The organism is uncultured Porphyromonas sp., from assembly GCF_938023125.1.
GTDB lineage: Bacteria > Bacteroidota > Bacteroidia > Bacteroidales > Porphyromonadaceae > Porphyromonas.
In genome coordinates this window covers 71,304-86,020 of the sequence record NZ_CALHDW010000002.1, presented here as the reverse complement: position 1 = coordinate 86,020, position 14,717 = coordinate 71,304, and the positions used below count along the sequence as shown (strand labels likewise).

13 protein-coding genes are annotated in these 14,717 nt (G+C 47.7%); 6 read left to right on the top strand and 7 right to left on the bottom strand.

All coding sequences use genetic code 11. The annotated features are described in order from the left end of the window. Positions 1-148: 148 nt before the first annotated feature. Both Q0090_RS00460 and Q0090_RS00455 read right to left on the bottom strand, forming a co-directional pair. Positions 149-2,173, bottom strand: coding sequence for a tetratricopeptide repeat protein (locus Q0090_RS00460; protein ID WP_297946322.1), 2,025 nt, complete (start codon positions 2,171-2,173; stop codon positions 149-151). 366 nt (positions 2,174-2,539) lie between these two features. Then, positions 2,540-3,445 carry a site-specific tyrosine recombinase gene (locus Q0090_RS00455; RefSeq protein ID WP_297946319.1) on the bottom strand — a complete coding sequence of 302 codons (906 nt, stop codon included), beginning with the start codon at positions 3,443-3,445 and terminating at the stop codon, positions 2,540-2,542. 92 nt (positions 3,446-3,537) lie between these two features. Between Q0090_RS00455 and aroQ the strand changes: the two genes are divergently transcribed. Genes aroQ through cobC form a run of 6 tightly spaced genes read left to right on the top strand, consistent with a single transcriptional unit; the run spans position 3,538 to position 7,576 of the window. Then, positions 3,538-3,966 carry a type II 3-dehydroquinate dehydratase gene (aroQ, locus tag Q0090_RS00450; protein WP_297946317.1) on the top strand — a complete coding sequence of 143 codons (429 nt, stop codon included), beginning with the start codon at positions 3,538-3,540 and terminating at the stop codon, positions 3,964-3,966. Positions 3,967-3,984: 18 nt separating this feature from the next. After that, positions 3,985-4,635: an O-methyltransferase gene (locus tag Q0090_RS00445; protein ID WP_297946315.1), complete on the top strand. Its 651-nt coding sequence runs from the start codon at positions 3,985-3,987 to the stop codon at positions 4,633-4,635. A 34-nt stretch (positions 4,636-4,669) separates the two neighbouring features. Then, positions 4,670-5,182, top strand: a complete 513-nt coding sequence (gene cobU / locus Q0090_RS00440) for a bifunctional adenosylcobinamide kinase/adenosylcobinamide-phosphate guanylyltransferase (RefSeq protein ID WP_297946313.1) — start codon at positions 4,670-4,672, stop codon at positions 5,180-5,182. A gap of 11 nt (positions 5,183-5,193) precedes the next feature. Next, complete coding sequence (gene cobT, locus Q0090_RS00435) at positions 5,194-6,234, top strand: nicotinate-nucleotide--dimethylbenzimidazole phosphoribosyltransferase (RefSeq protein ID WP_297946310.1); 1,041 nt, start codon at positions 5,194-5,196, stop codon at positions 6,232-6,234. Between the two features lie 11 nt (positions 6,235-6,245). Beyond that, positions 6,246-7,046: an adenosylcobinamide-GDP ribazoletransferase gene (locus tag Q0090_RS00430; protein ID WP_297946307.1), complete on the top strand. Its 801-nt coding sequence runs from the start codon at positions 6,246-6,248 to the stop codon at positions 7,044-7,046. Beyond that, positions 7,043-7,576 carry an alpha-ribazole phosphatase gene (gene cobC, locus Q0090_RS00425; RefSeq protein ID WP_297946304.1) on the top strand — a complete coding sequence of 178 codons (534 nt, stop codon included), beginning with the start codon at positions 7,043-7,045 and terminating at the stop codon, positions 7,574-7,576. The genes Q0090_RS00430 and cobC overlap by 4 nt, the downstream gene beginning before the upstream one ends. Before the next feature lie 129 nt (positions 7,577-7,705). On the opposite strand, the gene Q0090_RS00420 is transcribed toward cobC, so the two are convergent. The 5 genes from Q0090_RS00420 to secA form a co-directional block, all read right to left on the bottom strand. After that, positions 7,706-8,302, bottom strand: coding sequence for a hypothetical protein (locus tag Q0090_RS00420; protein ID WP_297946303.1), 597 nt, complete (start codon positions 8,300-8,302; stop codon positions 7,706-7,708). A gap of 237 nt (positions 8,303-8,539) precedes the next feature. After that, a complete protein-coding gene (hemH, locus tag Q0090_RS00415) occupies positions 8,540-9,523 on the bottom strand; it encodes a ferrochelatase (RefSeq protein WP_297946300.1) in 984 nt (327 codons plus the stop codon). Between the two features lie 139 nt (positions 9,524-9,662). Further along, the gene (gmk, locus tag Q0090_RS00410) at positions 9,663-10,229 is read right to left on the bottom strand and encodes a guanylate kinase (RefSeq protein ID WP_297946298.1); all 567 of its coding nucleotides are present in this window, start codon (positions 10,227-10,229) and stop codon (positions 9,663-9,665) included. A gap of 9 nt (positions 10,230-10,238) precedes the next feature. Continuing rightward, complete coding sequence (locus Q0090_RS00405; RefSeq protein ID WP_297946295.1) at positions 10,239-11,150, bottom strand: YicC/YloC family endoribonuclease; 912 nt, start codon at positions 11,148-11,150, stop codon at positions 10,239-10,241. A gap of 183 nt (positions 11,151-11,333) precedes the next feature. Beyond that, positions 11,334-14,672 (bottom strand): preprotein translocase subunit SecA, encoded by a 3,339-nt coding sequence (gene secA / locus Q0090_RS00400; RefSeq protein WP_297946292.1) that lies wholly within the window; start codon positions 14,670-14,672, stop codon positions 11,334-11,336. Positions 14,673-14,717 lie beyond the last annotated feature (45 nt).

Here is a 14,717-nt window from a genome sequence, read left to right as displayed (position 1 = left end):
AATAAGTCGGTATATTTCTCCAAATGGAGAGATATATCGACTCTTTTTATTTGAGAGCTTCGGGAGAAGGTTACTACGAATTATCCGATATAGATAGCCTTTTGTCTCTCTTTTTTGCTCTGTAGAGGATTCTAGTAAGCACCCGCCCCTACTTTCCCTTATGTTGAGAGAGAAGACACTTAAAGTCCGGATCATCTCGCAACCAAATCCACCGACTCTCCAGAATTTCTACCGAGACTTCTCCTCTTGAGAGCGCATGATCCAAATACTTCAGCGCTTCCTCTTTCCGATTTCTCAGCACATAAAGACAAGCCAAATTATAGAAAGAATCTCCTCCATACTCAATCGCTTGCTGATATTTTTCAGTGGCTTCATCGTACAGATTTTCAGACTCGCTATCAGACTTTATCTGCGCTAGATAAATTAAAGCATTTCCCCAATTATTATAGGCCCCATAGTGATCTGGCCTATAATTAACTGCCTCTCGATATTTCTCAATAGCTTCGTTATAGAGCTTTTCAGCATCGAGACCAGATTTTGTCCCTGCTAGATCGCTTAAAGCAATTCCCCAATTGCAAAAGGCTTCATAGTAATCAGGCTTATACTTTATTGCCTCTCGATATTTCTCAATAGCTTCATTATAGAGTTTTTCCGCCTCAATAGCAGATCTTTGCTGCGCCAAGGAACTTAAATTAAGTCCCCAATTATAATAGGCCTCATGCTTGTCCGGCTTATACTTTATTGCCTCTTGATATTTGTCAATAGCCTCATTATAGAATCGTTCTGCATCACTGCCAGATTTTGTCTCTGCCAAGAGACTTAAAGCAACTCCCCAATTATAATAGGTCTCATGCTTGTCTGACTTATACATTGCTGCCTCTCTATATTTCTCAAATGCTTCGTTGTAGAAAAATTCAGCGTCTTTTCCTGATTTTATCCGTGCTAGAAGACATAAAGTATTCCCCCAATTGTTATATATCTCAGTAGAGCCTGGCTTATACTTTATTGCCTTTTGATATTTGTCAATGGCTTCGTTGCACAATTTTTCAATGTCGAATCCAAAATTTGTCTGTGCCAACAAACTTAAAGTAACACCCCAATTAGAGAATGCTTCATAATTTCTAGGATTTAATTCAATCGCGCACTTATACTCTTCTGAGGCATCTAAGTATTCTGCAGCCAGATGATGCCTTAACCCGATATTAAGGTGGTTATTGGATTCTCTCTCTAAAAGAAGTAAGAGTCTTTCATTTTCATCCGTTACTTTCTCAAGCTCTTTTGTAAGGACTTCATTTCTCTCTTCGGTCTCCTTGAGTTGAGCCAGGAACAGCTTCTCCTGAGAGCTCTTGTTTTCTTCTGCAACTCGCTTAAATTCTAAAAGCTGATCTATAACCGTTGGGACATTTACATAAGAATCAACTTTAATAGGAGTCAAAAAATCAAGAGACTCCCCTAACGATTCAGGAGTAATAATGTAGTGCTCTTGACTATAGATCCCTTGAATTCTTTTGATCTCTTCAAAAAAGCTATTGATTTGAGGATCACCCAAACCCGTCCCAATAAAGAGAAATGTTTTATTGAAAATGAGATTTCTCAAAGCATATAGGGCATGCTCTGCATCTCTCCCTTTGCTATTATAAAGTTTTTCATAGTCGGATGGGAATAAGACCATAGAGTCTATATGCTCTATACAACCATGTAATTTGAATAAAAAGATAGAATCTTTTTTCAGTCTATTTAGTTCATAGTCTTTACCCCGATATGCTTTTATCTCTTGGAGTCTAGGAACCGCCATCTCAAAGGCTCTATCATAGTTGGTGGTAATGATCTTTGTGGATAATTCGAACAGCTTCTGCTGAAAGGAATAATCGTTCTCCTCTCCCAAGGAGAAGTAGTCCTTGACAAAGCTCCCTACTATTCCTTTGTTTACTCCATTATCTTCTATCTCTTTAAGAGCATCTATCGGCTCCTTTTTATCGCAAGATTGCTTCACCTCCTCCGTGATACGACGTTTCTCTTTTAAATGGGAGGTAATAGACGAAGCCATTTTTGTCCATCCTTCCAACGTCTCATTTTTCTTGTTCTTAAAGTTCCAAGATAGGCCGGCACCCACGAATAGTACCAACTCATCTGCTTTGATGGCCTCCCTTAGGCCTGGAGGTATTTCTATCATAGTTTTATCAAACACGTTGCTCAACTGCTATCATACATAGAGGAAAATCGCATAGTACAAACTCCCAACAACCGATCGGGATTAAGACCAACGGATTTTCAAATGCGTAAAGGTATAAAAAATATTGGGGCTCAGAAAAGTGTTTTTTCTTGGGTGGAATTTGTTGGGATTCCGGCTAATTTTCCCCTCCACTTTGGGGTGAGAAAATAAAAAATCTCAGGCAGTATGGGGTGAGGTTTCTGGCTAAAAAGGAATCGAAAATTAGGCAGCAATTCCCTCGCTTTTCTTCTTAGACTAAAAAGGCTATTTGCCGCCTAGAGCAGGCTCCGCATCGGCATGCCTTCTACTCTGCCCCGAGCATTGGGTTTATCCCTCCTTGTTACGCGGATGGTGCCGGAGGATCTCCTCTCGCAGAGTTTGGCTATCGATGTGCGTGTAAATCTCGGTGGTGCTTATATCCTCATGCCCCAGCATTAGGCGGATGGCTTGCAGATTAGCTCCTCCATCGAGTAGATGCGTGGCAAAGCTATGGCGAAAAGTGTGCGGGCTCACCGTCTTAGTGATCCCTGCCGCCTCAGACAGAGATTTGATAAGATCGAAGACGCTATTGCGTGCAATGGCCTTACCCAAGCGAGAGAGAAATATATAATCCTCCTGCCCCGGCTTGGGTATAGGTCTATGGGGCGAGGCGAGGTATTGAGCCAGGGCATCGAGAGCCACCGGACTAATGGGTACGAGACGCTCTTTGCGCCCCTTGCCAACGACATGTACGAATGCCTCCTCCGGATGCACATCGCCCAACTTGAGATGACACAGCTCACTCACACGCAAGCCACAACTATAGAGTACCTCTATGATGGCTCTATTGCGGAGGGCATCGTTTTTGCTATAGTCTATGGCTTCTAGGATACGGTCGATCTCCTCCACAGAGAGCACGGTAGGTAGGTGCAAATCCAACTTGGGAGACTCGAGCAACTCTGTCGGATCTTTTTGGATGTACTGATCGACATAGAGAAAGCGGTAGAAGCTCTTTACGCCGGCAATGATGCGCGCAATAGAGCGAGCCGCTATGCCACAATCGTAGAGCGAGGCAACAAAGGTCTCGAGGTGCTCATACTCTACCTGGTCTAGGGGCAGAGCGCAATCCTCGGCATAAGCAATAAGCTTGCCCAAATCCATCAGATAGGCACTGATGCTATTGGGGCTTAATGCCTGCTCCAGTTGCAAGTGTCGCTTAAAAGCTGCGGCAAGCCTTTGATTCTCCGTATTCATCCCGTTTGCGAGTTCCGGTGCCCCAAGAGGGGTAACCACCTATAGAGCTAATGCACTACCTTTGTAGCCACAAAGATAAGACTACTATACCTATGCAGCAACGTTACATTATACTAGACGGCCCCAACCTCAATCGCCTGGGACGGCGAGAACCCTCTATCTATGGAGTAGTATCGAGCCAAGAAATGATGGAGAGACTGCAACGAGATTTCCCCAACATTACCATAGAGTACTACCAAAGCAACCACGAAGGAGTGCTGATTGACCTGCTCCAACAATTCGACGACGAAAAGGTATCGGGCATTATCTTCAATGCCGGAGCCTATACCCACACCTCCCTAGCCCTTGCGGATGCCATACGTAGTCTATCCACTCCCGTAATAGAGGTACACCTCAGCAATACCGCAGCGAGAGAAGAGTACCGGCACACTTCCTACATCGCGCCCGTAGTACGCGGCACCATTACCGGCTTTGGCATTCATAGTTATCGCTTAGCTCTACTCGCTTTCCTTGAGGAATAAGGGAGAGGCAACCGCACTATGTCACTACAAACAGACCTACTAGAGGAATATCTAGAGCAACACTCTTCCCAAGAACCCACCGAGCTACGCCGGTTGCGTCGTGAGGCGCACGTTCACCTTTTGCAACCTAGGATGCTCTCGGGGCACCTGCAGGGGAGATTACTCAAGATGCTGGTTCAGTTGGTCAATCCCCGTAATGTGCTGGAGCTGGGTACCTACACCGCCTACGCCTCCCTATGCTTAGCCGAAGGGCTACAAAACCCCTCTGCTCGGGTACACACCATTGAGCACAACGACGAAATGGAAGACTTTATCCATCGCTCGCTGGCTCTCTCCCCCTTTGGAGATAGAGTGGTAGTCCATATTGGAGATGCTCTAGAGGTAATGCAAGAGCTACTCTCTCAGCACCCCTTTGACTTGGTGTACATCGATGCAGACAAAAGGCACTACCCGAGCTACTACCAACTACTTATCCCTGCACTACCCTCTCAAGCCCTGATCCTTGCAGACAATACGCTGTGGGACGGCAAGGTACTCCAATCCCCTCCCCCTAAGGATGCTCAGACGCAAGGGATACTCAACTTCAACGACCTCGTAGCCGGCGACCCCCGTGTGGAAGTAGTCATGCTGCCTCTCCGTGATGGACTCACACTCATCCGCAAGCGATGAAAAAGAACCCCTAACCCCCTCGAAGATCCTCAAGATGACACGCGTACTGCTAATAACCGGAGGACAGCGATCCGGCAAAAGCCAATATGCCGAGCAATTGGCTCTGTCTCTCTCTCCCAATCCCATCTATGTAGCCACGGCTCGAGTCTTCGACGAAGAGTTTCGCCAGCGTGTAGCCTTGCACCAAGCTCGCAGGGGTCCTCAGTGGACCAACATAGAAGAGGGAAAAGAGCTAGCTCGCCACAACTTCTCTCAACGCGTTGTATTGGTAGACTGCCTTACGTTGTGGGCCACCAACTTTTTCTTCGACCTCAATGAGTCTATCGAGCAAGCCCTACTTGCCCTACGCGAGCAGCTAGAGGCTCTATTTGCCCAAAAGGATGTTACCTATATCTTTGTCACCAACGAACTCGGGCTGGGCGGCGTCTCTCCCAATGCCACGCAGCGCAGATTTACAGACCTACAGGGAAGCCTCAATCAGATCGTTGCACACCAAGCCGACGAGGTCACTCTGATGGTATCCGGCATCCCTATACGCATTAAATAATCTACTCTAGAATGAGACAATACAATATCCCCCCTATAGACCGTGAGCTGATTGCCCCTATTCGAGAAAAGATAGACCACCTATCCAAGAGTAAACAATCGCTAGGCTATGTAGAGACTCTGGCAGAACGCATTGCCCTAATGCAGGGTACCCTATCGCCTCACCTAGAGCATCCCTACCACATCCTCTTTTCGGCAGATCATGGCATTGTAGCAGACGGAGTTAGCTTGGCACCTCAGATCATTACCTACCAACAGACGCTAAACTTTGCCCGAGGCGGTGCTTGCGCCACTGTTTTTGCTCGGCTATACGGCTTCGACCTCACCATTGTAGATGCCGGTGTAATAGGAGATCTCTCCATAGAGCCCTCCATAATAAACCGAAAAATAGCCGAAGGAACCCGCAACTATCGCCTAGAATCGGCTATGACTCCTGAGCAAATGGAGCGTTGTCTATCCGTTGGGGAGAAGTTTGTGGCTTCGTTTGCAAGCCAAGGGTGTAATGTGCTAAGTGTAGGGGAAATGGGGATTGGTAATACCTCCACCTCGTCCCTATGGATGCATTACCTTACAGGGACTCCTCTCGAAGAGTGCGTAGGTGTGGGCTCCGGATTATCTCGCAAGGGGGTAGAACACAAACTTGAGGTACTATCGGCTGCTATTCGCCGATTTACAGGCACCCCAACCCCTGAGCATCTCATGCAAGAATTCGGAGGATTTGAGCTCGTAATGGCTGTAGGTGCCATGCTTGCAGCAGCAGAGCGGCGGATGGTGGTACTCATAGATGGTTTTGTGATGAGCGCTGTAGCCCTTATGGCATCGCACATCAACCCCAACTTCCTAGATTATGCCGTCTTTGGGCATAAGAGCAAAGAGAGCGGACACGCTCGGATGCTTGCCGCAATGGGTGCAACGCCCCTACTCGACCTCGGTATGCACCTAGGAGAAGGAGTGGGAGCCATGATGGCTTACCCCATTGTACAGGGAGCTGTAGCCATGCTTACCCAAATGGGTACCTTTAGCTCAGACGGCATTATCAAATACTTCAAGTAAGAGACTACACCATGCGCCCTAAAGCCCTTGACGAGCTATTTGCTGCCGTATGTTTTTTCACACGCATACCGCTCTACAAGTTCATCCCCAATATCCGCCCCGATAGCTACCGCAACGTAGTAGCCTACTGGTCTATAGTGGGCATTCTAACGGGGGGAAGTATGGCCCTAGGCATGTACCTAGGCGGGCTCCTTTGGGGGGCTGTTGGAGGCGCTCTCATGGCTGTATTGTTCCGTCTTTTACTTACGGGCGCATTGCACGAAGACGGCTGGGCAGATTGCTGCGATGCTTTCGGGGGCAGTTGCTCTCGGGAGAAGGCCCTTGCCATTATGAAAGACTCTCACATTGGCACCTACGGAGTATTGGGGCTAATCGCTCACTTCTCGCTCCTATCTCTCATGCTCGTATTGCTGCAAATCTACGCCTCGGGCTGGGAGTTATGCCTACTCATTGTTTGGCTAGACGTGAGCAGCAAAGCCCTCGTTTCCCTACTACACAACTTCCTCCCCTACGCCCGAGAAGAACAAGAAGCCAAGGTGGGGTTTTCCTTCAAATCCCTCTCTAGCCAAGGTATTTACTACGAGTTTACCCCTGCACTTTTGCTTCTTATCGGCTTACTACTCCTAAGGCCTACTCTCTGGTGGGCCCTACTCATCGTCTTGGGGATAGCCGGGGTGACCTTCTTCGCTGCCCTACGTTATCTAAAGCATCGAATTGGAGGCTATACGGGCGACTGCTACGGAGGGATTTTCCTCTTGGTAGAGCTTGTTTCCTATCTCTCCCTCATCGCCTTACTACCCCACACCCTATGAAGCTACTTTTGATTCGCCATACCTCGGTAGATGTAAAGCCTGGGATTTGCTACGGAGCAAGTGATATGCCCCTACGAGATAGTTTCTGCGAAGAGGCAGCTCGGGTGAAAACGAGGCTTTCGGAATACAAGATAGATCAGGCTTTTACAAGTCCACTCAGTCGCTGTAAACGGCTTGCGGAGTATTGTGGATTCCCCCATGCAGTAGCGGATAGTCGGCTCATCGAGCGGAACTTCGGGGCTTGGGAGGGATTGGAATATGCACGTATTGACGATCCCCAATTACAGATTTGGTATGCCGACTTTGTGCACACCAGGGCAACGGAGGGCGAGAGCTTTATGGATGTGGTAGCTCGTGCCGAGGAGTTCTTAGAAGAGCTAAAAGAGACAATACCACCACCTCATACCTTGGCTTTATTCACCCATGGAGGCGTAATAACGGCGCTGCGATTCCTAGTTGAGCATTGTTCGCTAGACCATATATTCGACCTGCAAGTGCCCTACGGCACAGTGTACCCTCTAGAGGTATAGACTCCCTACGATCAAGGCCGCAGCATAAGAATTGCGAGAAAACCAAAAAAAAGAGGATATGCCCAATTGACACATCCTCTTATAAGGGAGGAGGTAGAAATAGCCTCCTATCTATCCATCTTTTACCTTCTATTTTAGCACATAGGTAACACGAGCAAAGACAGAGTGGCTACCATCGACGTCCCCCAAATATCGGAAAGTATATCCTAGTCCTAACTTCCATTTGTCGGCAATTTTAAAGTCTATTCCCGTAGAAGGGGCTATCATGTAAGAGGGCTTCAATAGACTTATAGTCACTGCACCGTAATCGGGAGGAAGAACATCGTGGTAATATCCATCAACTATGCCTACCCCCAGATTCATTTGCAGATAACAGTCTAGTAGCTTTGTTGACACGTAATTAAAGCCCACACCTGTAGTTATTGAGTAGTCTCGACGACACATACCAATGTAGCGAAAACCCACTCCGGGAAGCCCCGTTAATATCCAATCCGAACCACCATCTGTTCCCCCATATAGGTCGGTAGCCCAAAACACACGGTTGCTTAGATAGTACTTAGATTGGGCACCAAAACCAAAGCCCGTTTGGAAGGTGTATTTGTACGCGTTGCCGAATTTGGTATAAGACTGAGTTCCTCCATAGATACTCAATTCTAACTTCCTTTTCTGAGCAGACATGGGCAGAATTGCCATGCACAACAACAAGAGTGAGATAATCTTTTTCATTCTCTGTTTTCCTTTCCTGATTTATTGTGAATTAAATACTTTTCCTTTGCTACTCTTAGCCGGTGCAAATGTACTATAAAGCATAGAGGGGGGGGGGTAAAATTCCTTATATTTCACAAGTTCACCACAAGGGAAACAGAAGGTTTCGTGGATCTAAATCCGTAGCAACGGGGGTTATCTCTCCCTCAGTCCCTCCAAAGTAAATCTAAGAAACTTATATATAGAGAGAGAATTCCGTTAGAAGGCAGATGGGATATCCAGAGATTCATGAGCGAGAGACAAGAGGAAGTCTGCTACATCTTCATCACCATTGAGTGCCGGTAGCAACCGAAGTTCTTGACCTCCCAGGCTTAGGAACTCCTCTCGTAGCACCACCCCGATATCCAGTACCGTCTCAAGGCAATCTATCGCAAAGCCGGGACAGGCAATGGTAACACGTTGGAAGCCCTCGTCAACCCATCCCTTCATCTCCTCTTCTAAAAAGGGACCTATCCAATGCACCCTATCTAGGGCGGACTGAAAGTAGACCCTGCGCTCGGTCGTATGAGGGAGAATCGAAAACATTTGGGTGGCGGTCTCCAAGCACTGCTCTCGGTAGTTAAATCCCCGCTTCCTCCCCATACGCTGATGCTTTATAGGGATACTATGAAACCCAGCAACATAGAGATCACTAGGCGTATCCAGCGTATCGGCTAGCCGCTTCTGGATGAGTTGGATGTAGTGAGGATGGCGAAAATAAGGCGGAGTAACACGCAGTATGACCCCCTCACCCAAGAGACGCCGTAGATGCCGACAAAGCTGACGAGATGCCGACAAATAGGTACTAAAGGTCTTGTGTGGAAAGAGGGGAAGCACCACAATCTCCGTATAATTCCCCCTTGCTCTAAGACGAGCTACCAAGTCCTCAGGGCGCTCCTCTCCGTGCTGCAGATAGCCAAAGACATCCCAATCTTGGGAGAGGCCCTGCATTGTCTCAACCAACGCATTCATATATTTACGGAGCGGCATCTCCCCCTCGTAGAGCGACTCCAAGAGCCGATACCGAGCCGTCGAATGGCGGAGCCGACGTGGTATTATAATGCCATTAACGAGGATAGAACGGAAGGGCTGAGGGATAGAGATTACGTATCTATCGCTCAGAAACTTAGAGAGGTACTCACGCACATCCTCCGAAGCAGAGGATTTGGGAGTAGCAATATTACACAAAACAATCGCTTTCATTGCCCAGCAAAGGTACTCTTTTTAGGTTATTTACAATGGAGGGGAAGGGGCCTAGTATTGATTTTTTTTGGGAAAAAGAAAAGGACGCACCGAATTTATCTTCAGCACATACCTTCTATGATAATTGGACAAGTAGGGTCTAGCGACTTAGGAAGTCGGCAATGGCCTCCCGCACCGCTTCGGAGCAACGTGTAAGATCATCATTGACAAACTGAGTATCGAACTGCCCTGCCAGGCTTATTTCATACTCAGCCCGTGCCAGTCTATCGGCAATTACTTCGGGGGTATCGGTACCTCGCCCTTCGAGCCGGTGGCGCAATTCGTCGATAGAAGGGGGTAGCAAAAAGATAGCGAGCACATCTTGACCATACTTCTTCTTCACCTCCAAGGCACCCTCTACGTCTATATCTAAGATCAGATTGCGCCCAAGACCACCGATGCGCTCTAGTTCGCTTTTGAGCGTACCGTAGTAACGCCCTGGATACACCTCTACGTACTCGATGAATCGCTCCTCCGTTATATACTCTTGGAATTGTTGGTCGGAGAGGAAATAGTACTCCACTCCATCCTTCTCTTCTCCACGGGGGAGACGATTGGTGGCAGAGATAGAAAAAGTAAGTTTAAGGTTAGGATCCTCTATAATACGACCTATCACAGAGCTTTTTCCCGTACCGGAAGGGGCTGATAGTATAACTATGCGAGACATAATAGATTATTACAAAGCGTTCAGTACTTGTTCCTTAATTTGCTCCAGTTCATCCTTCATGCGCACTACAATCTGCTGCATGGCGGCTTGGTTGCTCTTCGAGCCTAAGGTATTGATCTCTCTACCTATCTCCTGAGCAATAAAGGCGAGCTTCTTACCTACCCCTTGTGTTGAGGCCTCTTTCATGGTCTCCATAAAGTATTTTAGATGGTTGGCAAGTCTCTCTTTCTCTTCGTGCACATCGAGCTTCTCTATGTAGTAGATCATCTCCTGCTCGAAGCGGCCGTTGTCAATAGTTACCCCATCAAGCTTGGCCAATTCTTCTGTAAAACGAGTACGAATGTCCTCAATACGTTGCGTCTCGTAGGGGGCAACCTCCTCTAGTAAGGCCCCGATATTGGCAATTTTCTCCTCAAACACACGCTCAAGCATCTCCCCTTCTTGTTTGCGGAAAGCCTCAAAGCTCGTAAGAGCCTCCTCTATAAGGGCCAAGAGCTCTGCTTGCTCTTGAGCGGAAGCCTTGGTAGCCACTTCGGCAGACGTAGTCGCTGTCACTCCGGGAAGCGAGAGGATTCGAGTTAGCAAATCTTGCGGAAGGGGAATGTTGTATTGCGAAGATATCTGAGTCAGCTCTCGGTAGTATTGGGCGATCTTCTCCTTGTCAAAGAAAGAACTATCAGAGGTATCCCCTCCGGAGGCAGGGTCTGTAATCGGAGTCAACGAGATTGTAAGTTCGACCTTTCCACGTACTACTCGTTTACTTATTACACTACGTATCTCAGGCTCTGCGTCTCGAAATAAATTGGGAATTCTAGAAGATAGCTCTAGTTGCTTATTATTTAGAGATCGGATGTTCACTGAGATCGCATTTCCAGCTATGGAGCCCTCGGCTTTCCCAAAGCCTGTCATTGATAGAATCATATCTTATAGTCCTATTTTTTCTATGTATAAATGAGAATATAATGCTCTATAAAGTATTAATCAAAACAACTCAAAATCAAAAAAGATCTCGCACTACGATAGAGAGGGAAGCCCCTCTTGTCGTAGTACGAAATCTGACTTTTATTTTCTCATACCTAGGTGAGCTATCCCTAAGCTAGTGGATTAGAGATCGCGTCCGTGGCAGTTCTTAAACTTCTTACCACTACCACAGGGGCAAGGATCGTTGCGGCCAATCTTCGGCTCTACACGTACCGGCTCAGCCTTCGGTTGCGAAGCCTGTCCGGCTCCTGCGGCAGCGGCACGTTGTGCCTCACGTTGCTCTTCGATATCGTCTTTTCTAGTCTTATAGCGACTCATATCCGTGGGGCGCTCGGGAGTAGCTTGCTTCACTTCCACCTTTTGGGTTGGGGCAGCTTCGGCCTCCTGAGGAGGAGCCACTTGGATGTGCGCACGCATCAAGATAGCAGAGGCTTTGCGGTTCATCGAGTCTATCATTGTCTTGAATAGCTCGTAGCTCTCCAGCTTGTAGATGAGGAGAGGATCCTTGTTTTCGTAGCTTGCATTCTGTACCGAGTTACGGAGTTCGTCCATCTCACGCAAATGCTCTTTCCACGCTTCGTCTAGGGTATAGAGTGAGATACTCTTCTCAAGTTCCTTGACGATGCTCTTACCCTCTGAGGCATCGGCTTCTTGCAAGTTTACGGCGATATTGTAGACGCGACGCCCGTCTGTAATGGGAACTACGATGCGTTCGTATTGCGTTCCGTGCTCTTCTCGTACTTGATGAATAACGGGATAAGCAACAGAAGCAATGGTATCACAGCGACGCTTAAAGGTCTTGTATACCTCATCGAAGACAATCTCTACAAGCTCACGCTCTTTGCGGAATTGCTCTTCGGTTAGCTCCACCTCAACGGCTAGCGTAGAGAACATCTCGGCGACGAAGCCTTCGTAGTCTTCTCCATCCTTGTATTTTGATACAATCCCTTCCGTTACATCGTAGAGCATGTTGAGGACGTCCATCCCAATACGCTCACCCATAAGAGCATGGCGGCGACGAGTATAGATCACCTCACGCTGAGAGTTCATCACGTCGTCGTACTCAAGAAGACGCTTACGAATCCCGAAGTTATTTTCTTCGACCTTCTTTTGTGCCTTCTCTACCGACTTCGAAAGCATATTGTTTTCGAGTACTTCACCCTCTTTGAAGCCCATACGGTCCATCAAAGAAGCAATACGATCGCTCGCAAAAAGACGCATCAAATGGTCCTCAAGAGAGATGTAGAAAACAGAGCTACCGGGGTCTCCTTGACGACCGGAACGGCCTCGCAACTGACGGTCCACACGGCGAGACTCATGACGCTCCGTACCAATAATGGCAAGACCACCCGCCTCTTTCACCTCGGGGGTGAGCTTAATGTCGGTACCACGACCTGCCATGTTGGTAGCAATGGTAACAGTGCCTTTGCGCCCTGCTTGAGCCACGATGTCGGCTTCTCGCTGATGCAACTTAGCATTGAGCACGTTGTGTTCGATCTTACGCAAAGAGAGCATTCTGCTGAGCAATTCACTAATCTCTACAGAAGTAGTACCCACAAGCACCGGTCTCCCCTGCTCTACGAGGCTTACAATCTCTTCGATAACAGCGTTATACTTCTCACGAGCCGTCTTGTAGATGCGGTCGTTCATATCCTTGCGGAGGATGGGGCGATTCGTAGGAATAACCACAACATCCAACTTGTATATGTCCCACAATTCTCCTGCTTCTGTTTCGGCAGTACCGGTCATCCCCGATAGCTTGTGGTACATACGGAAGTAGTTCTGCAACGTAATTGTGGCAAATGTTTGTGTGGCAGCTTCTACCTTCACACGCTCTTTGGCTTCGATAGCTTGGTGGAGACCATCTGAGTAGCGACGCCCGTCCATGATACGACCCGTCTGCTCATCTACAATCATCACCTTATTATCCATTACCACATACTGGTCGTCTTTCTCAAAGAGAGTATAGGCCTTGAGTAGCTGGTTCACCGTGTGCACTCGCTCACTCTTGATGGAGTAGTTCGTAATCATAGCATCCCTACGAGCGGAGCGATCTTCCGGAGAGAGCTCTAGATTATCGAGTTGAGCAAGCTCTGCCGCAATGTCTGGGAGTACAAAGAACGTTGGGTCTCCTATACCGGACGTTAGCAAATCAATCCCCAAATCGGTAAGCTCAATGCTATTCATCTTTTCGTCGATAACGAAATAGAGGGGGTCGGTCACCACATGCATTTGACGCATATTGTCTTGCATGTAAAACTCTTCTGTCTTGAGCATGGTTGCCTTTACCCCGGGTTCGCTAAGGAACTTAATGAGAGCCTTAGACTTGGGCAGCCCCTTGAATGTACGGAAGAGCAGCAAGGCTCCCTCCTCCTGCACCTTCTTATCGTCGCTGTGAATCTTCTGTTTTGCTTCGAGCAGAATCTGATTACAGAGCTTACGCTGAGCTTCTACCACTTTTTCCACATTGGGAAGGAACTCTTCGAAAAGCTGATCTTCACCCTTAGGCGTAGGGCCGGATATAATAAGAGGTGTACGAGCATCGTCAATAAGCACAGAGTCCACCTCATCGACGATAGCATAGTTGTGCTTCCTCTGTACAAGGTCTGAAGGAGCCGTAGCCATGTTGTCTCTCAGGTAGTCGAAGCCAAACTCATTGTTCGTACCAAAGGTAATATCGGCATTGTATGCTGCGCGTCTACCGTTGGAGTTGGGGATGTGTTTGTCGATGCAATCCACCGTAATGCCATGGAACATATAGAGGGGTCCCATCCACTCAGAGTCACGCTTAGCGAGGTAGTCATTCACTGTAACCACATGTACTCCATTGCCGGATAGGGCATTGAGGAATACGGGCAGAGTTGCCACAAGCGTCTTCCCTTCCCCGGTTGCCATTTCGGCAATTTTCCCCTTGTGGAGCACTACCCCACCAATAAGTTGCACGTCGTAGTGCACCATATCCCAGGTCATATCATTACCACCGGCAACCCAGTGATTCTGATAAATCGCCTTGTCGTCTTCGATGCGTACGAAGTCGAATTTGGTGGCAAACTCACGATCTCGGTCGGTAGCTGTTACTACAATCTCTGCATTTTCTGCGAATCGGCGAGCCGTATCCTTCACTATAGAGAAGGCCTCGGGTAGCACCTCATCGAGGATCTCTTCTGTTCTATCAAGGATTGTTTTTTCTATCTTGTCTACCTTATTCCACACCTCTTCGCGAGCCTCAAGATCCAACTCTTCTACATTGGCTTTGAGGGTCTCAATCTCGGCACGCTCGGCAGCCGTATACTCGCGTATCTTCTGCTTTAGGCTCTCACTCCTGGCTCTAAGCTCATCGTTGCTTAGGGCTTGAATGCTAGGATAGGTCTCCTTGATTTTTGTAAGATAAGGTTGTACCTCGCGGAGGTCTCTTTGAGATTTATTACCGAATAGCTTCGATAGTATATCATTGAATCCCATATGATCAATCTGTATTATAGTCTATATCTTCTTTTTATCTTCTTA